The sequence below is a fragment of the Pseudomonas sp. AK-TSAG1-1 genome (assembly GCF_056821665.1).
In genome coordinates, this window is the sequence record NZ_CM165965.1 from 739,304 (window position 1) to 759,538 (window position 20,235).

The following is a 20,235-nucleotide window of genomic DNA, read 5'->3' on the forward strand; positions in this document are numbered from 1 at the left end:
TAGGGCGCGGGTTTCACGAACGACGCCGTCCACTGGGGGAGCGAGCCTGCTCGCGAATACGGTGTGTCATTCAGCAATGCTGTTGACTGACTCTCCACATTCGCGAGCAGGCTCGCTCCCACGTTGTTCTGTGTTGGATTAGCGGCGGCGCATGAGGCCGATGAAGAAGACGCCGCCGATGGCTGCGGTGGCGACGCCGATGGGCAGGTCTTCCGGCGCGATCAGGGTCCGGGCGGCGACATCGACCCAGACCAGAAACAGGCTGCCGAGCAACACACAGGCCGGCAGCAGGCGGCGATGTTCGGCGCCGACCAGACGCCGGGCAATGTGCGGCACCATCAGCCCGACAAAACCGATCGAGCCGCTGATCGACACCAGCACGCCGGTCATCAGCGAGGCGATCACAAACACCCGCAAACGCACCGACCGGGCGTTCAGGCCGAGGGTCACGGCGGTCTGCTCGCCGGCCATCAGTGCGTTCAGCGGTCGGGCCATGCCCAACAGCAAACCGAGACCGAGCAGCACGCTCAGGGCCGGCACCGCCAGCAATTCCCAGCGCGCCAGGCCAAGACCGCCGAGCATCCAGAACATCACCGCCGAGCTGGCGCGGTGGTCGCCCATGAACAGCAGCAGGTTGGCGATCGCCATCATCACGAACGACACCGCCACACCGCACAGCAGCAACCGGTCGCTCTCGAGCCGGCCTTGACGATTGGCAATGCCCAGCACCAGAAACATGCTCAGCAACGCACCGATGAACGCAGCAATCGGCAAGGTCAGCAGGCCGACGATTTCACCGATGTGCAACACCACGATCACGGCGCCCAACGTTGCGCCGGAGGTGACGCCGAGCAGGTGCGGATCTGCCAGTGGATTGCGCGTCACCGCTTGCAGCACCGCGCCGATCAACGCCAGACCGGCACCCACCAACGCCCCAAGCAACATGCGCGGCACACGGATCAGCCAGACGATGTGTTCCTGTCCGGCGCTCCAGCTCACGTCGCCGAGACCGAAGGCCTTGTGCAGCAGAATCCGCCACACCACCTCCACCGGCACCCGGGCGGGACCGAAGCCAAGCGAGACCACGCACGACACCAGCAACACGGCGCCGAGGGCGATCAGCAACAGGGCGTAGCGACGGTCGATCATTCGCCGTGGAACCCTTTGGCCAGGGTTTCCACCGCCAGCACGTTATCGATCCCCGGCGTGGCCTGCACGTAAGGGATGACGATGAAGCGCTGGTTCTTGATCGCGTCAACCGATTGCAGCGCCGGGTTCTTCAGCAGAAATTCGATCTTCTGATCGGCGGTGATTTCGCTGTAGTCGACGATCACGATCACCTGCGGATTGCGTTCGACCACGGTCTCCCAGTTGACCCGGGTCCAGCTCGCCTCGACGTCATCGAGAATGTTGCGCCCGCCCGCGGCATCGATCAGCGCCTGCGGCATGCCCAGTCGGCCGGAGGTCATGGCGCGGTCTTCGCCGCTGTCGTAGAGGAACACGCGCGGCTGGCTGGCGGGCAGGTCTTTGCGGATCTCGGCGACCTGCTGCTGCATGTCGGCGATCAGGGCGTTGGCGCGATCCTGCACGTCGAAGATTTTGCCGAGGTTGCGCAGGTCGTTGTAGGTGTCCTCCAGCGTCGCCGCCGGGCGCTTCATCACGAAGGCGCAGGATTCGGTCAGCTCATAGACGTTGATGCCCAGCGGTTGCAGGGTCTGCGGAGTGAGATCACCCCCGACACGCATGCCGTAATCCCAGCCGGCGAAGAAAAAATCGACGTTGGCGTTGAGCAGGGTTTCCACCGACGGGTACTTCGCGGCCAGCTCCGGCAAACCGTCGAGCAGCGACTGCATCTGGGGCGTCACCGACTTCCAGCCACTGACACCGCTGTACCCGGCCATGCGCGATTTGAGGCCGAGCGCGAGCATCATCTGGGTCATGTTGATGTCGTGGCTGACCGCATGCCCTGGCGCTTGCTTGAAGGTCACTTCGCGGTTGCAGCTGTGAACGGTCAGCGGGTACTTCGTGGCCTCGGCCAGGGCTTGAGCACTGCACAACAAAAGAGCGACGCAAAGCAGGGAACGCACAGTCATGGTCGGGTTATCCAGGTGATTCGCGGGTAGCCGTGGAGGGGATGGGAATCGATCAGCGCTTCGACGCCGAACACCTCGCGCAGCAGTTCGACGGTGAGGACTTCTTGCGGCGTGCCGCTGGCGACGATGCGCCCGTGATTGATCACGTACAGACGGTCACAGAAGGCGGCGGCCAGGTTCAGGTCGTGGATGCTGGCGAGTGTGCCGATCTGCAGGCGCTTGACCAGTTGCAGCAGTTCGAGCTGATAGCGCGGGTCGAGGTGGTTGGTCGGCTCGTCGAGGATCAGCAGTTGCGGTTGCTGGGTCAGGGCGCGGGCGAGGATCACGCGCTGTTTTTCACCACCGGAAAGCGTGGCGAAAGCGTGGTCTTCGAAGCCGTCGAGGCCCACTGATTTGAGCGCCTGAGTCGCAAGATTCCGGTCTTCCAGCGTATCGCCATCGAACAGGCCTTTGTGCGGTGTGCGGCCCATGGCGACGACCTCCTCGACGGTCAGACCGAAGGCATCGGGGAATTCCTGCAGGACCACGGCGATGCGTTGTGCACACCAGCGCGAGGACTGTTTCCACACATTGTGGTGATCGAGTCTGACCTCACCGTTTTCCGGCTGGCTGAAGCGATAGGCGCAGCGCAACAGGCTGGTCTTGCCGCTGCCGTTGGGGCCGATCAAACCGACAAACTCACCGGCAGCCACCTGCAACGAGGCGTCACGCAGCTGGAACTGGTGATGGCAGTGGCCGTGGCCCAGAGGTGTCCAGGCGAGGTTGGCGAGGGTCAGTGAGGTCATGCGTCTACTCTGAAATATTCGGTGTTGCTGATGGCGCCTTCGCGAGCAGGCCCGCTCCCACAATGGAGTGCATTTCAATGTGGGAGCGAGCCTGCTCGCGAAGGCGCCGGTACATCAAAAGGTGTAATCCGCGGTGACGAAGAATGATCTCGGCTCGCCGAGAATCCATTGCTGGCCCTCATTGTATTGGCTTTGCGCGTATTGGCGGTCAAACAGATTGTTCACCTGCAGGCCCAGCGTGGTGTTGCGCAAGGCTTGCCACGACAGCGTGGCATCGACCACGGTGTAGCTCGGCAGCTCGTTGCGGTTGGCCATGTCGGCGTAGCGCGCATCGACGTAACGCACGCCGGCACCGGCCTTCAGGTCATCGCTGAGTTTTTTGTTCAGCCACAGATTGGCGGTGCGCCGTGGCACGTCCACCGGGCGGTTGCCGTTATACGACAGGGTTTGCCCATTCACCACTTCGGAGAAGTCATCGTACTTGGCTTTGACGACTGCAGCGTTGGCCTGCAGTTGCCAGGCGTGGGGCAATTGCAGGTCGAGGCTGGCTTCCAGGCCATTGGAGGATTGCTGGCCGACTTGCTGCTTGAGCGTCGGGTTGCCCGGATCGTCCGTCAGCAGCTTCTTTTTGACGATGCGATAGGCCGCCAGGGTGAACTCGCCGCGCTGATCCCAGAACAACTGCTTCATGCCGATCTCGGTCTGTCGTGCGGTCGACAGGTCGTACTGCTGCTGGCTGGGGCTCAGGGATATCAGGCCGCCGATACCGTCGGTGCTGGTCGCGACCTGAGCGTAAAACGAGGTCTCGGGCGTCAGCGCAAACACCAGTCCGGCCTTCCAGTTGTTGCCGGTCAGGGTCTTGTCGCTCTGGCTGCCGTCCACCAGATTGTTGCGATCAACGTGCACGTAATCGCGGCGTACACCGGTCACCAGCGACCAGCGCTCGCTGAGTTGCGTGCGGTTTTCGGCGAACAGCGACATCTGTTTCGTGGTGCTGTCGAACTGATCACGGTACGGGTTGGCGCTTTCGAAGTTGCCCGGTTGCGGGTGATACAGGTCCAGCGCCTGGCCGTTCGGCAACACGTCGTTGAACGGTGAGTTGCTGTTGAGCTGGAAGCGGATGCGGTTGTAATCGACGCCGGTCACGGTCTGGCTGTCGAGGCCGAACAGCGAGTGCTTGAAGGTGAAGGTCTGGCGGTCCCCGACCTGCTCCTGTTGGTGGCCGATACCGAAGTAACCGCTGCGACTGAGTTGTTGCGTGGTGGTGTCGAAGTTGTAGTTCTCGGCGTTCTGCCAGCGGCGTTGGGCCTTGAGGTAATACAGTTCGTTGCTGGCGCTGAGCGCATCGTTGATCTGCCAGTCAGTGGTCAGGCGCGTCCATTGGTCGTTGTAGTGCTGCTTGTCGTCGCGCACGTTGTAGTTCTTGTTGCGCAGGCTGTCCTGCAGCCGGCCGTTGATCAGTGGTGTGCCGAAGTAGTTTTGTGGCCGCTGGTCCCCGTAGTCATGGGCGAGGGTGAAAGCCAGATCATCGGTAGCCTGCCAGCGCAGGGCGGCGCTGATGAAGTCGCTGGAGGAGTCGCCGCGATCGATCCAGCCGTTACTGCGCAGGCGATTGAGATTGAGGCGATAGCTCAGGGTATCGGTCAGCGAACCACCGCTGTCGAACGCCTGCTGCTGACGATCATATGAGCCGTAGCCGACGCGCAGATGGTTTTCGATTTCGCCGCTGAACGGTTTTTTCGCAATCACGTTGACCACCGCACCGGTCGCGCCTTCGCCGTACAGCACCGAGGCCGGGCCGCGCAGCACATCGACGCGCTCCACCGACCAGGTGTCGACCGGGAAGGTCGCGGTGCCCATGCCGGTGTACATGCGGTTGCCGTCATACAACTGCATCACCGAACTCTGCCCGGTAAAACCGCGTGCCTGCAACGAGGTGCCGCCATCGCCTGGGGTACCGGTGCGACTGATGCCGGTGCTGCGCGACACGGCGTCTTGCACGCTGCGATCGCCACGGGCACGCACTTGTTCGCCACTGAGGCTTTCGACGCTGGCCGGGGTTTCCATGGCGCTGAGGTTCAGGCGTGAACCGGCGGTGGTCGGCGTGGTCAGGCTGACGCTTTCGTCGTCAATGGCCGGTGCGCTGATGGTGCCGGTGGGCAGCGTCAGCGGTTGGCTGTCGGCATTGGCGTGGTTCAGGGCGAACAGGCAGAGGCTGGACAAGAGGTACTTGTTCATCGGGGTGGTGAATCACTTCTTCAAAAGAAAGCCCGCAGCTTTTGGCCGCGGGCAGAGTGGCAAATATGGGTTATACAGTAACACTAAAAAATGCCGGCTAATAAGAGCCGGCAGTTTAAAGAACTGTCTAAAATGCGCATCTCGCCTGTTTCATGATGAAGTTGAGGCAGATTCAGGTTGGCGCCCAAGACGCGACAGCAGCACTCGATCCAGCAACCAGACCGCCACCAGCGAAGCCCCCACCAGCGGAAAAATCACCGCCAGCACCACCATGATTGCCACGCCGGTTTTCCATTTCGGCAGGTCATGACGTAGCGGCGGCACGCCGAACTTGCCCTGCGGGCGGCGCTTCCACCAGATCACCACACCGCTGACGGCGCTGAGCAGAATCATCAGGCAGATCAGCAACACGACGATCTGGTTGAAGGTGCCGAACATCTTGCCTTCGTGCAGCATTACGCCGATTTCCGTGGCCCGCGCCACCGCGCCGTACTGCTCGAAACGCACATCGGCGAGGACCTTGCCGGTGTACTGATCGACATGCAGGGTGGCGTCGTTGCGCGGATCGTCGGCGAATACGGCGATGGTGAACACCCCGGTGGCGGTGGTCGGCAGGGTGATGCTGTAGCCCGGCTCGACCTTGCGTTCAATTGCGATGTTCTGCACCGCTTGCAGGCTGATGGCGGGCGCGGCAGGGCCGTGCTGCATGCCGCCGTGGGCCATGTGCTCGGCATGGTCGCCGGACATCGGCATCGGCGTGTTTTCCATCGCCCACGGCACGGTCTGGCGCGCGGCGTTGTTGAGGCTGCCGGCCTCGACGTCGGAGGTTGGCACGTTGTTCCACATGGCGGCCGGGAACACGTTCCACACCTGGGCGTACTGCTTGCCCCAGAACCCGGTCCAGGTCATGCCGCTGAGCAGCATCACCAGCAACAACGCCGCGCCCCAGAACCCGGTGACCGCATGCAGATCACGCCATAGCACGCGCCCGCGGCTGTTCAGTCGCGGCCACAGAATCCCGGCGGACTGACCTCGCGGCCACCACAGAAACACCCCCGACACCACCAGCACTACGCCCCAACCGGCGGCGAGTTCGATCAAGCGGTCACCGACGGTGCCGATCATCAGTTCGCCGTGAATCGCACGGGCGATGGCCTGCAGGTTCTGCCTGGCATCCTGCTCGCCGAGGATATCGCCGTGGTACGGATCGATGAAAACGTTGAGTTCGTGACCTTCGTTTTTCACCACGAATTGCGCGCTGCGTTCGGCATTCGCTGGCGGCAGGTACTGGGTGATCTGGCCCTGTGGATAAGCGCTTTTCACCCGTTGCAGCAGGTCATCGGCCGGCACCGTGTGATGCCCGGCCGGTACTTTGAGCAAGCTGCTGTACATCAGTGAATCGAGTTGCGGTTTGAACAGGTAGATGATGCCGGTCAGGGCCAGCATCACCATGAAAGGGGCGACGAACAGCCCGGCGTAAAAATGCCAACGCCAGGCCAGGTTGTAGAAATTCGCTTTGGGCTTTTGCATCACGTGTGCTCCGCTTGGCTTGGATCTTTTAGTTGTTCTGTATCGGTAACGTCACCGCTGCACTCCTGTGGGAGCGGGCTTGCTCGCGAAGACGGCGGCACGCTCAACATTGTTGGCGCCTGATACACCGCTTCGCGAGCAAGCCCGCTCCTGCAAAGGCAGGGCGTGCCTCTTTGTCAGAAACTCATGTCGACCTTGGTCCAGAGCGTGCGCCCCGGTTCATTGATCGCTTGCGGGTCGTTGGCCGGGTAGCCGAAACCGGCGTTGCCCGCCAGGTTCAAGTGCTCGGCATAAGCCTTGCCGAACAGGTTGTCGACGCCGGTGCTGACCTTCCAGTTCTTGTTGATCCGATAGGCGCCGTTGAGCGAGAACACGCCAAAGCCGCCGCTCTTGTCGTAGTCCTTGCCGACTACGTTGCCCTTGTTCTGGTCGATGCGGTTTTGCGCCGCGACCACGCGCCACAGCGCGCCGGCGCTCCAGTTGTCTTCGCTGTAGGTGAGGCCGAAACGCGCATCCAGCGGCGGCATTTGCGGCAGGGCTTTGCCGTCGCTGCTGTTTTTGCCCCAGGCGTAGGCCAGGGTCGCGTCGGCTTTCCAGTTGTCGGTGAGCTTGTACGCAGCGCCGAGTTCGCCGCCCATGATCCGTGCGTCGATGTTTTGTGCGCGGGAGGTGCTCATGCCCATCATCGTCGGCGTGTAGTCGAACAGGATGTAGTCGCGCACCACGCCGATGTAGCCCGAGGCCCAGGCCTCAAGGTCGGCACTCTTGTAGTTCACGCCGAAGTCGAACTGGGTGGTCTTTTCCGGTTTGATCGAATCGAAAGCGTTCACCGAACCGGCCGGGCCTGACTTGGGCGAAAACAGCTCCCAGTAATCCGGAAAACGCTGCGCGTGGCCGAGGCCCGCATAGAGCGTGGTCGGGCTGTCAGCCAGGTCATGCTCGTAACGCACGAAGCCGCTGGGCAGGGTGTCGGCGCGGGTGTCGTCGGCGGTCGGGTTCGGGCGGCTCATCATCCCGGAGCCAATGCTCTGTCGGTAATCCTTGGCCGAGGCGCGGTCGACACGGGCACCAGTGATCAGGCGATCACGGTCAGCGGCGTACCAGGTCATTTCGCTGAACACGCCGTAGTTATGGAAATCGGCGTCCTTGGTGTACGGCTGATCCTTGTAGGTGTCGATACCCATGCCGCTGCGCTGGCGGTGTTCGTTGGTCTGCGCATCGAGACCGGTGATCAACTGGATATTGGCCCAGCGCCAGGTCGCCTTGATCCGCGCGCCGAGGGTGCGGCGGTCGACGTTGGACGCCATGGGCCCGGCCATCATCCCGGTGCCGGACGGCGTGCGCAGGGTGTAGTTGTCCATCACGTGGTCGGCGTAGTTGTAGTAGACCTGCGCTTCGAGCTTCTCCAGCACGTCAGTGATGTTGGATTTCTCGAAGCGCAGCCCGAGGCTTTCACGCAGGAACTGCGAACCGTCCATGCCGCGTCCGGCGTAACGCGCTTCGCCGTCGCCCTTGCCGGCGGTGAGTTCGATCAGGGTGTCGGCGTCCGGGGTCCAGCCGACGGCGATGTCACCGTTCCACTTGTCGTAGCGCGACGGCACGGTGTCGTTGTTGCCGTCGCGATAGTCGTCGGAGTGCGCGGTGTTGCCGATCACCCGCACGTAGCCCAACGGCCCGCCGGCGGCAGCATCAACCACTTTGTCGAAGCGCCCGTTGGAGCCGGCCAGCACGCTCGCGTTCACCCGGGTGCCGAGTTCGCCGAAGCTTTCCGGTTCACGGTCGAAGAGCACCGTGCCGGCCGATGCGCCCGGGCCCCAGAGCACGGTTTGCGGGCCTTTGATCACCGTGAGTTTGTCGTAGGTTTCCGGCGAGATGTACGAGGTCGGTGCATCCATGCGGCCGGGGCAGGCACCGAGCAGCATGCTGCCGTTGGTGAGGATATTCAGGCGCGAACCGAACATGCCGCGCAGTACCGGATCGCCGTTGGTACCGCCATTGCGCACCAGGGCAAAGCCCGGAATGGTCTTCAGGTAATCGCCGCCGTCGCTGGCGGGTACCGGCTGGCGCGGGTCCTTGGGGTTGGTAACGATGGTCAGCGGCGAGCTGGGGGCGATTGCGGTGATCACCGTCGGGCTGAGTTCTTCGTTGTGCCCGGCGTGGTCATCGGCCAGCACCAGCGGGGACAGCAGGACGCCGCAAAGGACGGCGGTAGCGTGCGAGAAACGAATGCGCGATTCGTTCAAGGCGAAGGACGCCTGAGCTGCGCTCAAGCGTGGAACAGCGGAAAACCTGGACATGACAATTTCCATCAAACAGTCGTAAACGACACGGCCGGCAGCCTGAAGCTGTCTTCTCAACCGTGTGCAATCAAAGGTGCGGTGTTTACGCGACGATGGGCGGAGCGCGGGTGCGGGCGCCGGGGAAGAAGGTTTGCCGGGCATGGCCCAGGCGCGGGGAGGACGGGGTGAAGGTGTTGACGTGAGCGATGCTGAACGTGGCGAAGCTGCCGCCACCGGTCAGCGCCGGGCAGTTGAACAGCAGGCTGCAATAACCGCACTTTTCCCACAGGGCGTGGTGCGAGGATTGCGGCGGACAGTGTTCGGCAGCCGGTTGTGCACCGTGCGCGGAATGGTCCATGCCGGGCATGTCCATCGACATGTCCATGCTCATTGGCATGGAAGTCGAGGCGTGCTGATCCATCGGCATCGACTGAGAAATCAGCGGGCCGATGAAGATCATCAACATGGCGAACAGGGCGATCCAGCTACCGCGGGTCAGAGTCTGGCTCTGGCGGTGCAGGCTGGACGCCCCGGCGCGTTGCGGGCGCACGGGCGTGGTCAGCCGGATCGGTTACTGGGCGTGATCGTGCGCCTGGGTTTCTTGCGGCGGCTTCTTCTGCACCGCGACCTCGACCGTCACGTCACCGGCTTTCTCGAAATGCAGGGTCAGCGGGAAGCGTTTGCCGTCGCTGAGCAGGTTGCGGTCTTTCGGGTTGAGCAGCATCACGTGATAAGCCATTGGCGCGAACGTCACCTTGCCGCCGGCCGGGATCACGACATTGGGCACCTGCTGCATTTTCATCAGGTCGCCCTGCATCACATGCTCGTGCAACTGCGCTTGGTCTGTGATTGGCGAATCGACGCTGAGCAAGCGGTCGTCTGTCTTGCCGGGATTGCTGATCACGAAGTAAGCGGCGACGGTCGGCGCGTTGGGCGGTAGCTCCTGCGACCACGGGTGAGCGATTTCCAGCTCGCCCGCCTTGTATTCGTGGGCATGGGCGAAGCACGCCGGCAGCAACAGCGCAGCGATGACGAAGAATTTGTTCAACATGGCAGTTCTCCAGAACGATTTGATACGCAGGTCAATTGCGAGAACAAATCAAACCAGAGGCGAGGCGCGGGGATTGAGGCTCGGCCATTGCTGGCGCGGTGTCGGTGTTTGCAACGAGGGCGGCGCCACGCTGCGATTGCTTGCATAGTGGGCGAAATACAGCTGCGGTGTATGACCCGGCAACGCCACCAGCGGCGCTGAGCCCGAGCAGCACCAGCAATGCTGCATGTTGGAATGGGTGTCATTGGACGGGGCTTTCTGCTCCGGGGTGCCGATGTTGATCGCCACCATCTTCGTCCCGCTGCCGGTGCAGAAACTGCTCCACAGCAATTGTTCGGCCGGTGAATTGGCCGCCTGCGCCATCGCTCCGGTCATCGGCATGGCGAGCATGTTGAACAGCACTGCAAAGCAGGCGATCCAGGCAATGGCTAGCCGGTGTCGGTTCATGGGACAGATCCGTTGGGTGGGCGATCAGGCGCGGCTATTTAGCCTGATCAGGGCCGATAAGTAAAAAGACGTCGTGCGGTTTTGTGTCGCACGGGGTTTTTCAATGACTTGGTCAATTCACAGGTACGGCATGAACCTGCATATCCACACCAAGCGTAGCGCGGATTACCGAAAATATTTTGGCCAGGTTGTCCATGCTCGGATTGCCTTTGGCTGACAGCATTCGATGCAGGCTTTTACTGGGCTTTTCGGTCTCCCTTGCAAGCTCTTCGAAGCCTACAGTCGCATTGACAAGATCCCGCAAAATTATTCTCGCCATTTCTGGTTCGCCATTCAGGAACAGCGTCGCGGCCTCATCCAGCAGTGCTTGAGCAAACTCCGGATCACGTTGGGCACGTTCTGCTATTGAATGTTTGTAGCTTCGAGTGAGAACCATAAATTACCTCCGGTCCTGTTCAGCTTTTTTTCGAGATCGAAATTCGGCAATCAATACCTTCGCCTGTTTGATGTCTTTTTTCTGTGTGGATTTATCCCCTCCACCGAACAAGATGATCAGCCGTTTTCCTTCTTGTATCAGGTAGATTCTGTACCCTGAGCCCCAATTGATTTTGTATTCGCCTAGACCGTCGAACCACTTGATATTGGAAGTGTTGCCCATTTCCAATCGAATCAGGGCAGTCGAAACCTTGAGTGCAGCCTGTACACCCAGAGTGGAAATCCACTGGCCAAACGGGCTTGATTGGTCTTCTTCCAGATATTCTTCGAGTGTGATCACGGCCGGCCCTGAAGGTAACAAATAGGTTACTTATCATGCAAGTCGTGGATACTGCCTCATAAGGCGATATCCTCCAATGCAACAAGTGTTTCCTGAAGCGACAGAAACTCCCGACCAACCGCCGGCAACACCGGCCGCTTCAACACCAGCACCGGCACCCTCAATTCTCGCGCCACTTCCAGCTTCGGCTCGGTTGCCGTGCTACCGCTGTTCTTGCTGATCAGCACATCGATCTGCCGTCGCTCGAACAAGGCTCGCTCCTCTGCAAGCAGAAACGGGCCACGGGCGCCGATCACTTCACAGCGCTCGTTACCAGGGTAGACATCGAGGGCGCGCAGGGTCCAGAACTGTTCGGCGGGGATTTCGTCGAGGTGCTGCAGCGGTTCGCGGCCGAGGGTAAACAGCGGGCGGCGGAACGGTTTGAGCGCGCGGATCAGTTCGGCCCAGTCGCTGACCTCTCGCCAGTCGTCGCCCGGTTGCGGCTGCCACGCCGGGCGGCGCAGGGCCCAGCAGGGGATGCCGGCCAGTTGCGCAGCGCTGGCGGCATTGTGGCTGATTTGCGCGGCGTACGGGTGGGTGGCGTCCAGCAGCAGGTCGATGCCTTCAGCGCGAATGAACTGCGCCAGGCCTGCTGCACCGCCGTAGCCGCCAACCCGCACCTGGCAGGTCAGATCAGTCGGCACCCGGCCCACGCCGGCCAGGCTGTAAATGTGGGGCGGCCCCAGCGTGCGGGCGATGGCCAGCGCTTCGGTGACGCCGCCGAGCAACAGAATCCGCTTCATGCAAAACCTCCAGCGTGGCCGACGATTCCGCCCTGACGATCAATTGCAAACACCTCGATCTGCACCTGCGCCGGCACCACGCTGCGGGCGAAATTCAGCGCGTGGCGACAGACTTCATCCCCCAGCGCGATGCCCGCCGCACTGGCCATCGCCAAGGCCTGCTGGCTGGTGTTTGCCGCACGGATGCCTTGCTGCAAAACCTCATCGGCGCCGATCGCCGCCGCCCACTCGGCCAGTTGCGGCAAGTCGATGCTCGAATGCCGCGAGTGCAGGTCCATGTGCCCGGCCGCCAGTTTGCTGATCTTGCCGAAGCCGCCGCACAGACTGAGTTTATCCACAGGCACTTTGCGCAGATGCTTGAGCACCGCGCCGACAAAGTCGCCCATTTCGATCAGGGCGATTTCCGGCAGGTCGTAGACCCGGCGCATGGTGTCTTCGCTGGCGTTGCCGGTGCAGGCGGCGATGTGCAGGAAGCCGTTGGTTTTGGCGACGTCGATGCCCTGATGGATCGAGGCGATGTACGCCGCGCAGGAGAACGGCCGGACGATGCCGCTGGTGCCGAGAATCGACAGGCCGCCGAGGATGCCCAGACGCGGATTCATGGTTTTCAGCGCCAGCGCTTCACCGCCCTCGACGTTGACCGTGACCTCGAAGCCGCCAGCGTAACCGCTTTGGGCGGCAAGCAGGTTCAGGTGATCGCCGATCATCTTGCGCGGCACCGGATTGATCGCCGGTTCACCGACGCCGAGCACCAGCCCCGGCCGGGTCACGGTGCCAACGCCTGCGCCGGCGATGAAGCGAACCCCCGGCTCGGCCAGCAGCCGCACGTGTGAATAGAGCAACGCGCCGTGGGTCACGTCCGGGTCGTCGCCGGCATCCTTGATCGTTCCGGCTTCGGCGCCGTCCTCGGTCAACCGACAGAATTCCAGGCGCATCTGCACCTGCTTGCCCTTGGGCAGGACGATCTGCACCGCGTCCGCCGAGACACCGCCGAGCAGCAGGCGTGCGGCGGCCAGGCTGGTGGCGGTGGCACAGCTGCCGGTGGTCAGGCCGCTGCGCAGGGGCGCGGGTTGTTCGGCGGTTTCGTCACGCATCGAGAGGTTTGCCCAGATCGAGCAAGGTGATCGGCAGCGCCTGGCGCCAGGTGTCGAACTCGCCAAGCGGCTGCGCCTGGGCAACGTGGATGCGGGTCAATTCGCCGCCATGGCGCTCGCGCCAGTTCATCAGGGCGAGTTCACTTTGCAGGGTCACGGCGTTGGCGACCAGCCGGCCACCGGGTTTGAGCTGTTCCCAACAGGTCTCGAAGACCCCTTCGCGGGTCACGCCGCCGCCGATGAAGATCGCGTCGGGGCGCTCCAGCCCGGCGAGGGCCTGCGGTGCCTTACCGCGAATCAGCTGCAGCCCCGGCACGCCCAGCGCATCGCGATTGTGTTCGATCAGTTGCTGACGACCGTCATCGGCCTCGACGGCCAGCGCCCGGCAACTCGGATGCGTGCGCATCCATTCAATGCCGATCGAGCCACTGCCGGCGCCGACGTCCCAGAGCAGTTCACCGGGCGTCGGGGCGAGGCGGGCGAGGGTGATCGCGCGCACGTCACGCTTGGTCAGTTGGCCGTCGTGGCGGAAGGCCGAGTCGGGCAGGCCCGCGAGTCGCGACAGCCGTGGAGCCTCGGCGTCGGCCAGGCATTCGATGGCGATCACATTCAGATCGGCAATCGGCGGGTCGCTCCAGTCATTGGCGATGCCGTCGGTGCGCCGTTCGGCATCGCCGCCCAGATGCTCCAGAACGCTGATGCGACTGCCGCCAAAACCGCGCTCGCGCAACAACGCCGCGACCGCTGCCGGGCTCAGCCCGTCATTGCTCAGCAACAACAGGCGCACACCGCTGGACAACTGTGCATTCAGCGCGGCCAATGGCCGGGCCACCAGCGACAGCGTTACGACTTCTTGCAGCGGCCAGCCGAGGCGAGCCGCTGCCAGCGCACAGGAAGACGGCGCAGGCAGGATCAGCATCTCGTCGCTCGGCACCTGCCGCGCCAGGCTCGCGCCGACGCCATAGAACATCGGATCACCGCTGGCGAGCACGCAGACCGCTTCGCCACGGCGCGCCAATGCCGGCGCGAGGGAAAACGGGCTCGGCCACAATTCGCGTGCGCCGCGAATGCACACTGGCAGCAAGTCCAGCTGTCGCTGGCCGCCAATGATCCGCGCGGCGCCCAGCAGGGCACGCCGGGCGTTTTTGCCCAGGCCCTTGAAGCCGTCCTCACCGATTCCCACAACCGTCAGCCAGGGTGTCATGCCGTTCCTCTGTTCCGAGTACATCTTGAAGGTCGACATGATAGCGCGGTGGCTTTGATCTGACTCAGGTCTATCGGTGGCGAAGGGAGGAACGCACCAGATACATGAGGTTTATAAAAATCAATTATTCGAGGCGGCAACTTTGTTAGTTTGCCTTGGTTGAGATTTTGAAGTTCTGAATGCTCTTGGGCTTTCGGTGTGTTTTATTTTATTTAATAGAGAAATAAACAGTATGGATACTGAGTTGCGCACGGAAGCGGGCAGTTGGCATGCAGTAGTAATGAACGATACGTTGGTGACCGGCTTTGAAACGCAGGCGGTAGTCGACAGAAACTTTTTCAATAACTGCATATTTCTCGCCTCCTTCAAGGCGAATAAGCTTTATGACAGTGATAAGAATCCAGGTGAATGGTTCGACTACTATGTCGGCGTACTCTGGTCGTATGGCTGGAGTTTTGATGAAGAGCCTGTCGAGTTTGTTCAGCCGCAGTTTTCCGGGAGCGTACAGCAAGCCTGGATGATGTCGGCCGCACGTCTGGTTACGCGGTCTCAGTTGGCACGGGTTGAGGCGGCACACGCTGCACTCGAAAAAGATGCACTGTTGCTGGCCAAGTTCGCAGGCTCGAGTGGCAAGACACATAAGTCCCACATCATGCCGGTGCGCTATGGCGCCAATGGTGAGCTGGTGGTGGTGCTCAGTCAGATCAGGTTTATCAAAACGGTCATGCGCACAACGTATCTCTTCTGGCAGATCCATCAGCCAATGTCTCAACTGGATATCCGCGCCAGAAGACTGGTGATCAACCGTCGGGCAATGGACGCCAATCGTGAAAGGCTGGCGCTGGCCATTCGTGACATTCCGTTCAAGCTGGAGGAACACGAGCTCTGAGAGCTGGCGGGCTCAGGTATTTATCGTCAGGGCGAGGATTCCGACCGGCAGGCATTTTCATGCGCTTGGGCAAAGCAGGCATAATGGCGACCTTTCGCCCCTCACAGCGCTGCCAGCCAGTCGGTCATCCCTTGAACGAACGCCCAATGTCCACCGCTCTACGCCCCTCGGCTTGTCCGGGGTTGTTGCGTATTGTCCAGGCACTGGACGGCGGTATCTGCCGGATCAAGCTCAATGGCGGTTCGATCAGCGCCGATCAGGCTGATGCAGTGGCCGATGCCGCCGAGCGTTTCGCCAGCAGCGCGATCGAGGCGACCAACCGCGCCAATCTGCAGATTCGCGGCATCGGCGGGCAGTCTGCGGCATTGATCGACAGCTTGCTGGACGCCGGTCTCGGGCCGCGAACCGCTGCCGGCGACGACGTGCGCAACCTGATGCTCAGCCCCGCCGCCGGGATCGACCGGCAGATGTGTCTGGATACGCGCGCCCTCGCCGGGCAGATCCTCGACACCCTGCAAAGCCATCCGCGCTTCCACGAGTTGAGTGCCAAGTTCGCCGTGCAACTGGACGGTGGTGAAGCGCTGGCGATGCTCGAACATCCACATGACCTGTGGCTGGCGGCGTTCGAGCGCGAGGGCAAAACGCTGCTGGCGTTCGGTCTGGCCGGGTGCCCGACAGATCGTGCGGTCGGCGCCGTGGCGCTGGAAAACGGCCATGCGCTGGTGGTCTTGGTGCTGGAGCTGTTCCTTGAACGGGCACGGCCAGAGCAGACGCGCATGCGGCACTTGCTCGAAGAGTTGCCGCTGTCGGTATTTGTCGAACAGCTCGCTGCACGCTTGCCGATCAAGGCGATCGGCGACTGGCAACGCATGCCGGCCGCCGCCGCCCTGCACATCGGCGCTCATTCGCAGCACAACAGCGACCTGACATACGTAGGCGCGGTGCCGGCGCTCGGTCGTCTCGACCCGGGCATGCTGCGCGGCGCCGCACAACTGGCCCGCGACTGCGGCGATGGCAGCTTGCGCTTCACACCGTGGCAAAGCCTGTTGTTGCCCAACGTCAAGGCGAGTGACGCTGCGCACGTGCTCCACAGTCTGGAGCAACTCAACCTGTTGACCCGGGCCAGCGAGCCCTTGTCGCGCCTGATCGCCTGCACGGGATCCAGCGGCTGCGGCAAAGGTTTGGCCGATACCAAGCACGATGCCCGTCTGCTGGCGACGTTGTTGCCGCGAGCGCTTGATGTGCACCTGTCCGGCTGTCCGCGTTCCTGCGCCGCTGCGCACGCTGCTCCGGCGACGTTGCTGGCGGTCGGCAGCGGTCATTACGACCTTTATTTTCGCGATGCAGCACGGCCGGGTTTTGGCACGCTGCACGCACGCAACCTTACTATTGAAGCGGCCGCGACCCTGCTCGACGCCCGCTCACGGAGCCCCCTTGATGCTTGATTACATCCGCGACGGTCAGGAAATCTATCGCAACTCCTTCGCGATCATACGCAGCGAGGCCAATCTGGCGCGCATCCCGGCCGACCTGGAAAAACTTGCAGTGCGGGTGATCCACGCCTGCGGCATGGTCGAGGCCGTCGATGGTCTGCAGTTCTCCGAAGGCGCAGGCAAGGCAGGGCGCGATGCGCTGGCGGCCGGTGCGCCGATCCTGTGTGATGCACGGATGGTCTCCGAAGGCGTGACCCGTGCCCGCCTGCCGGCCAACAACCCAGTGATCTGCACCCTGCGCGACGACAGCGTCCCGGCGCTGGCCCGTGAGCTGGGCAACACCCGTTCCGCCGCGGCGCTGGAACTCTGGCGTCCACACCTGGAAGGCAGTGTGGTGGTGATTGGCAACGCGCCGACCGCACTGTTCTATCTGCTGGAAATGCTCGACGCCGGTGCGCCGAAACCAGCGTTGATCCTCGGCTTCCCGGTGGGTTTCGTTGGTGCGGCGGAATCGAAAGCGGCGCTGGCGGCTGACAGTCGCGGTGTACCGTTCGTGATCATGCAGGGCCGCCTGGGCGGCAGCGCCATGGCCGCCGCAGCGGTGAATGCTCTCGCCACGGAGATCGAATGATGCAGGCCAAAGGACGTTTGATCGGTCTGGGCGTCGGTCCGGGTGATCCGGAGTTGATCACCGTGAAAGCCTTGCGTCTGTTGCGCGAATCGCCGGTGGTGGCGTACTTCGTCGCCAAGGGCAAGAAAGGCAACGCCTTCGGCATCATCGAGGCGCACCTGCAAGACGCGCAGAATCTGCTGCCGCTGGTGTACCCGGTGACCACTGAAGTGTTGCCGGCACCGCTGTCGTACGAGCAAGTGATCAGCGATTTCTACGACGAAGCCGCCGAGACGGTGGCCGCGCATCTGGATGCCGGTCGCGATGTGGCGGTGATCTGCGAAGGCGATCCGTTCTTCTACGGCTCCTACATGTATCTGCATGACCGTCTGTCTACGCGTTACGAAGCCGAAGTGGTGCCGGGCGTGTGTTCGATGCTCGGCGGCGCTTCGGTGCTCGGTGCGCCGCTGGTGTATCGCAACCAGAGCCTGTCGGTGCTGTCCGGCGTGCTGCCGCATGATGATCTGAAGCGTCGTCTTGCCGACGCCGACGCAGCAGTGATCATGAAGCTGGGGCGCAACTTTCCGAAAGTCCGACAGGTGCTCGAAGAGCTCGGTCTGGCCGAGCGGGCGCTGTACGTCGAGCGCGCGACCATGGCCAATCAGAAGATCGTGCCGCTGGATCAGGTCGAGCCCATGTCCTCGCCGTACTTCTCGCTGATCATCGTCCCGGGCGAACGGTGGCAAGGCTGATGAATCCTTCAACACCCGCCATCGTTATCCTCGGTCAGGGCAGCCTGGCCACTGCCCTGCGCATCCAGCAGGTCTATCCCGCCGCGCAGATCCACGGCCTGGCCGGGCGGGTCGAGGGCGCCGATCGCACCTATCTGGAGTTCGGCTCAACCCTGCGTGAGTTGTATCAGCAGGACACACCGATCATTGCCCTGTGCGCGGCCGGCATCGTCATCCGCACCCTGGCGCCGCTGCTGCTGGAGAAGGGCGCCGAGCCTGCGGTGCTCGCCGTTGCGGAAGACGGCAGCGCCGTGGTGCCGCTGCTTGGCGGCCTCGGCGGGGTGAACGTCATGGCCCGCGAGATTGCGGCCGGGCTGCAAGTGGCCCCGGCGATCACCACCAGTGGCGAGTTGCGCTTCGGCACCTGCCTGCTCAATCCGCCGAGCGGGTATGCCTTGGCGGACCTGGAACTGGGCAAGCGGTTTGTCTCGGATCTGCTGGCCGGGCACAGCGTGCGTATCGAAGGCGCGGCGCCGTGGCTGGAACAGGCGCAGTTACCGGAAAATCCGCAGGCGCAGCGCTCGATCCACATCAGCAGTGCCGAGCGTGCCGCGAGCGCCCATGAATTGTTGATCTACCCGCGCAGCGTTGCGGCGGCGGTGACAGGCGCTGTCGGCGATCTGCCGAATGCCGTGCGCGCGGCGTTGCAGCAAGCGAACGTCGCAGTGCAAGCGTTGGCCTGCCTGGTGGCGGCTGACAGCGAAATGGCCTCGGCGGATTTGCGTGAAGCGGCTTTGGTACTGGGTGTGCCGTTGCGTTTTGTGGCGGCGCAAAACGGCACCGCAGCAGTGGCGCGCAGTGCACTGCCAGGGGCTCGGGTCACTGAGGTGAACGGGCTGGCGATCGCTGTTGCCGAACAGCCGCTGGACATCGCGCAAATCGGGCGCCCACGGGGACGTCTGGCGGTGATTGGCCTGGGGCCCGGCGCGGCAGAGCTGATGGTGCCCGCCGTCAAGGCCGAACTGGCGCGCGCTACCGATGTGCTCGGCTACGAAACTTATGTGCGCATGGCCGGGCCGTTTCGCGACGATCAAGTGCAGCACTGCACCGACAACCGTGAAGAAATGCAGCGCGCCCGCCACGCCTTCCGGCTGGCCGCGCAGGGGCGTTCGGTGATCGTGGTGTCGTCCGGCGATCCGGGGGTGTTCGCCATGGCGGCGGCAGTGCTCGAAGCGTTGCACGAGTCGGATGATCCGGCCTGGCACAGCGTCGATCTGCAAATCCTGCCGGGCGTCTCGGCCTCTCTGGCTACCGCCGCGCAGGCCGGTGCGCCGCTGGGGCATGACTTCTGCGTGATGTCGCTGTCGGACAACCTCAAGCCGTGGTCGATCATCGAGAAGCGCCTGGACCTGGCCGCTGAAGCCGATCTGGCGCTGGCTTTCTATAATCCGATCTCCCGCGCCCGTCCGTGGCAATTGGGCCGCGCGCTGGAAATCGTCGCGCAACACCGCACGCCTGAGACGCCTGTGGTGCTGGGGCGGGACATCGGCCGGCCGGGCCAGACCCTGCGCACCACCACACTGGGCGCATTGACCCCGGATCAGGTGGACATGCGCACCATGGTGCTGATTGGCTCGTCCACGACCTGCACGTTCCCCCGCGCCGAAGGTGGCGACTGGGTCTACACGCCCCGCTGGTACGGCGAAAAGCCGCTGTCCTGAGTCCCTGCGCAGCCCTTCGGGGCTGCGGTCTTTTTCGCCGCTGTCAGATCGTTGCAGCGAACCGCGTCATTCGCGATTGTTTCCGGATTTGACCGTGTCGGATTGTTCACTGGTATCCGTCCGACATCTGACCGTCGCTCGTCAGCGAATTCTTGTTACTTACGTTCTGTCTTATCTCATTAGTCAGTAGATGACGCCTTATTGACGTCTCAATGTCTTTGTTTGTTCGAGGCGCATTTACGGCGTGTACGTCAATGACATGTCCGGTGACAGGTATTGGACGTTACATTCTTTATTGGTTATGGCTTTTTTGCTGTTTTCTGAAACTTGCTGAATGTTTTCCCGTTTGAGCGCGTTGTTATTGCCCGGTAGTTTTGCCGCATCGGAATCTGCTGTTCAGCTGCTGCATGGGGCCTCGGGACGTTACCTGTAGGCCTTAAGCGCACTGTCGTGTCCGAACTTTCCGAATGTTACAGCCGGGTTATCGCGCGCAATCAAAAAGGATGTTGGGTTCAATGCAATCAATAGATCAGAACAGAGAACAGTTTGTTAAGTTTGTCGATCTCTTCAAGT

Annotated in this window: 19 protein-coding genes; 5 read left to right on the forward strand and 14 right to left on the reverse strand. The window is 62.4% G+C overall.

Going from position 1 to position 20,235, the window contains the following annotated elements; translation table 11 throughout:
- Positions 1–138: 138 nt before the first annotated feature.
- From AC1UK9_RS03245 to cbiE, 14 genes are all read right to left on the reverse strand, one after another.
- Positions 139–1,149: a FecCD family ABC transporter permease gene (locus tag AC1UK9_RS03245; RefSeq protein WP_482579377.1), complete on the reverse strand. Its 1,011-nt coding sequence runs from the start codon at positions 1,147–1,149 to the stop codon at positions 139–141.
- Positions 1,146–2,093 carry an ABC transporter substrate-binding protein gene (locus AC1UK9_RS03250; RefSeq protein WP_473014350.1) on the reverse strand — a complete coding sequence of 316 codons (948 nt, stop codon included), beginning with the start codon at positions 2,091–2,093 and terminating at the stop codon, positions 1,146–1,148. Before AC1UK9_RS03250 ends, AC1UK9_RS03245 begins: the two co-directional genes overlap by 4 nt.
- Positions 2,090–2,878 (reverse strand): ABC transporter ATP-binding protein, encoded by a 789-nt coding sequence (locus AC1UK9_RS03255; RefSeq protein ID WP_473014351.1) that lies wholly within the window; start codon positions 2,876–2,878, stop codon positions 2,090–2,092. The genes AC1UK9_RS03250 and AC1UK9_RS03255 overlap by 4 nt, the downstream gene beginning before the upstream one ends.
- A 114-nt stretch (positions 2,879–2,992) precedes the next feature.
- Positions 2,993–5,116 (reverse strand): TonB-dependent receptor, encoded by a 2,124-nt coding sequence (locus AC1UK9_RS03260; RefSeq protein ID WP_482579380.1) that lies wholly within the window; start codon positions 5,114–5,116, stop codon positions 2,993–2,995.
- Positions 5,117–5,266: 150 nt separating this feature from the next.
- Positions 5,267–6,646 (reverse strand): PepSY-associated TM helix domain-containing protein, encoded by a 1,380-nt coding sequence (locus AC1UK9_RS03265; protein WP_482579382.1) that lies wholly within the window; start codon positions 6,644–6,646, stop codon positions 5,267–5,269.
- A gap of 176 nt (positions 6,647–6,822) precedes the next feature.
- Positions 6,823–8,943, reverse strand: a complete 2,121-nt coding sequence (locus AC1UK9_RS03270) for a TonB-dependent copper receptor (protein WP_482579384.1) — start codon at positions 8,941–8,943, stop codon at positions 6,823–6,825.
- An 85-nt stretch (positions 8,944–9,028) separates the two neighbouring features.
- The gene (locus AC1UK9_RS03275) at positions 9,029–9,475 is read right to left on the reverse strand and encodes a DUF2946 domain-containing protein (protein WP_482579386.1); all 447 of its coding nucleotides are present in this window, start codon (positions 9,473–9,475) and stop codon (positions 9,029–9,031) included.
- Between the two features lie 21 nt (positions 9,476–9,496).
- Positions 9,497–9,976 (reverse strand): copper chaperone PCu(A)C, encoded by a 480-nt coding sequence (locus AC1UK9_RS03280; protein ID WP_025111783.1) that lies wholly within the window; start codon positions 9,974–9,976, stop codon positions 9,497–9,499.
- Positions 9,977–10,024: 48 nt separating this feature from the next.
- Positions 10,025–10,423, reverse strand: a complete 399-nt coding sequence (locus AC1UK9_RS03285) for a DUF2946 domain-containing protein (protein ID WP_482579388.1) — start codon at positions 10,421–10,423, stop codon at positions 10,025–10,027.
- A 112-nt stretch (positions 10,424–10,535) separates the two neighbouring features.
- The gene (locus tag AC1UK9_RS03290) at positions 10,536–10,859 is read right to left on the reverse strand and encodes a helix-turn-helix domain-containing transcriptional regulator (protein ID WP_025111781.1); all 324 of its coding nucleotides are present in this window, start codon (positions 10,857–10,859) and stop codon (positions 10,536–10,538) included.
- 3 nt (positions 10,860–10,862) lie between these two features.
- Positions 10,863–11,198 carry a type II toxin-antitoxin system RelE/ParE family toxin gene (locus AC1UK9_RS03295; RefSeq protein WP_482579390.1) on the reverse strand — a complete coding sequence of 112 codons (336 nt, stop codon included), beginning with the start codon at positions 11,196–11,198 and terminating at the stop codon, positions 10,863–10,865.
- A gap of 56 nt (positions 11,199–11,254) precedes the next feature.
- A complete protein-coding gene (locus AC1UK9_RS03300; RefSeq protein ID WP_482579392.1) occupies positions 11,255–11,980 on the reverse strand; it encodes a cobalt-precorrin-6A reductase in 726 nt (241 codons plus the stop codon).
- Positions 11,977–13,074 carry a cobalt-precorrin-5B (C(1))-methyltransferase gene (locus AC1UK9_RS03305; RefSeq protein ID WP_473014357.1) on the reverse strand — a complete coding sequence of 366 codons (1,098 nt, stop codon included), beginning with the start codon at positions 13,072–13,074 and terminating at the stop codon, positions 11,977–11,979. Before AC1UK9_RS03305 ends, AC1UK9_RS03300 begins: the two co-directional genes overlap by 4 nt.
- Complete coding sequence (gene cbiE / locus AC1UK9_RS03310; RefSeq protein ID WP_482579394.1) at positions 13,067–14,278, reverse strand: precorrin-6y C5,15-methyltransferase (decarboxylating) subunit CbiE; 1,212 nt, start codon at positions 14,276–14,278, stop codon at positions 13,067–13,069. The genes AC1UK9_RS03305 and cbiE overlap by 8 nt, the downstream gene beginning before the upstream one ends.
- Before the next feature lie 232 nt (positions 14,279–14,510).
- On the opposite strand from cbiE, the gene AC1UK9_RS03315 reads away from it, so the two are divergent.
- The 5 genes from AC1UK9_RS03315 (at position 14,511) to cobJ (ending at position 19,662) form a co-directional block, all read left to right on the forward strand.
- On the forward strand, positions 14,511–15,167 hold the full coding sequence (locus tag AC1UK9_RS03315) for a hypothetical protein (RefSeq protein WP_482579396.1): 657 nt from the start codon (positions 14,511–14,513) through the stop codon (positions 15,165–15,167).
- A gap of 146 nt (positions 15,168–15,313) precedes the next feature.
- Positions 15,314–16,612 carry a precorrin-3B synthase gene (cobG, locus tag AC1UK9_RS03320; RefSeq protein ID WP_482579398.1) on the forward strand — a complete coding sequence of 433 codons (1,299 nt, stop codon included), beginning with the start codon at positions 15,314–15,316 and terminating at the stop codon, positions 16,610–16,612.
- Positions 16,605–17,231, forward strand: a complete 627-nt coding sequence (locus AC1UK9_RS03325) for a precorrin-8X methylmutase (RefSeq protein ID WP_482579400.1) — start codon at positions 16,605–16,607, stop codon at positions 17,229–17,231. The genes cobG and AC1UK9_RS03325 overlap by 8 nt, the downstream gene beginning before the upstream one ends.
- Complete coding sequence (locus AC1UK9_RS03330; protein WP_115675182.1) at positions 17,228–17,962, forward strand: precorrin-2 C(20)-methyltransferase; 735 nt, start codon at positions 17,228–17,230, stop codon at positions 17,960–17,962. The genes AC1UK9_RS03325 and AC1UK9_RS03330 overlap by 4 nt, the downstream gene beginning before the upstream one ends.
- Positions 17,962–19,662, forward strand: coding sequence for a precorrin-3B C(17)-methyltransferase (gene cobJ / locus AC1UK9_RS03335; protein ID WP_482579402.1), 1,701 nt, complete (start codon positions 17,962–17,964; stop codon positions 19,660–19,662). The genes AC1UK9_RS03330 and cobJ overlap by 1 nt, the downstream gene beginning before the upstream one ends.
- Positions 19,663–20,235: the final 573 nt, after the last annotated feature.

What these genes read in the sequence shown, in the direction of transcription:
- AC1UK9_RS03245 (WP_482579377.1), bottom strand. Translation starts at nt 1,149, where the DNA reads ATGATCGACCGTCGCTACGCCCTGTTGCTGATCGCCCTCGGCGCCGTG.
- AC1UK9_RS03250 (WP_473014350.1), bottom strand. Translation starts at nt 2,093, where the DNA reads ATGACTGTGCGTTCCCTGCTTTGCGTCGCTCTTTTGTTGTGCAGTGCT.
- AC1UK9_RS03255 (WP_473014351.1), bottom strand. Translation starts at nt 2,878, where the DNA reads ATGACCTCACTGACCCTCGCCAACCTCGCCTGGACACCTCTGGGCCAC.
- AC1UK9_RS03260 (WP_482579380.1), bottom strand. Translation starts at nt 5,116, where the DNA reads ATGAACAAGTACCTCTTGTCCAGCCTCTGCCTGTTCGCCCTGAACCAC.
- AC1UK9_RS03265 (WP_482579382.1), bottom strand. Translation starts at nt 6,646, where the DNA reads ATGCAAAAGCCCAAAGCGAATTTCTACAACCTGGCCTGGCGTTGGCAT.
- AC1UK9_RS03270 (WP_482579384.1), bottom strand. Translation starts at nt 8,943, where the DNA reads ATGTCCAGGTTTTCCGCTGTTCCACGCTTGAGCGCAGCTCAGGCGTCC.
- AC1UK9_RS03280 (WP_025111783.1), bottom strand. Translation starts at nt 9,976, where the DNA reads ATGTTGAACAAATTCTTCGTCATCGCTGCGCTGTTGCTGCCGGCGTGC.
- AC1UK9_RS03285 (WP_482579388.1), bottom strand. Translation starts at nt 10,423, where the DNA reads ATGAACCGACACCGGCTAGCCATTGCCTGGATCGCCTGCTTTGCAGTG.
- AC1UK9_RS03290 (WP_025111781.1), bottom strand. Translation starts at nt 10,859, where the DNA reads ATGGTTCTCACTCGAAGCTACAAACATTCAATAGCAGAACGTGCCCAA.
- AC1UK9_RS03300 (WP_482579392.1), bottom strand. Translation starts at nt 11,980, where the DNA reads ATGAAGCGGATTCTGTTGCTCGGCGGCGTCACCGAAGCGCTGGCCATC.
- AC1UK9_RS03305 (WP_473014357.1), bottom strand. Translation starts at nt 13,074, where the DNA reads ATGCGTGACGAAACCGCCGAACAACCCGCGCCCCTGCGCAGCGGCCTG.
- cbiE (WP_482579394.1), bottom strand. Translation starts at nt 14,278, where the DNA reads ATGACACCCTGGCTGACGGTTGTGGGAATCGGTGAGGACGGCTTCAAG.
- AC1UK9_RS03315 (WP_482579396.1), top strand. Translation starts at nt 14,511, where the DNA reads ATGGATACTGAGTTGCGCACGGAAGCGGGCAGTTGGCATGCAGTAGTA.
- cobG (WP_482579398.1), top strand. Translation starts at nt 15,314, where the DNA reads ATGTCCACCGCTCTACGCCCCTCGGCTTGTCCGGGGTTGTTGCGTATT.
- AC1UK9_RS03325 (WP_482579400.1), top strand. Translation starts at nt 16,605, where the DNA reads ATGCTTGATTACATCCGCGACGGTCAGGAAATCTATCGCAACTCCTTC.
- AC1UK9_RS03330 (WP_115675182.1), top strand. Translation starts at nt 17,228, where the DNA reads ATGATGCAGGCCAAAGGACGTTTGATCGGTCTGGGCGTCGGTCCGGGT.
- cobJ (WP_482579402.1), top strand. Translation starts at nt 17,962, where the DNA reads ATGAATCCTTCAACACCCGCCATCGTTATCCTCGGTCAGGGCAGCCTG.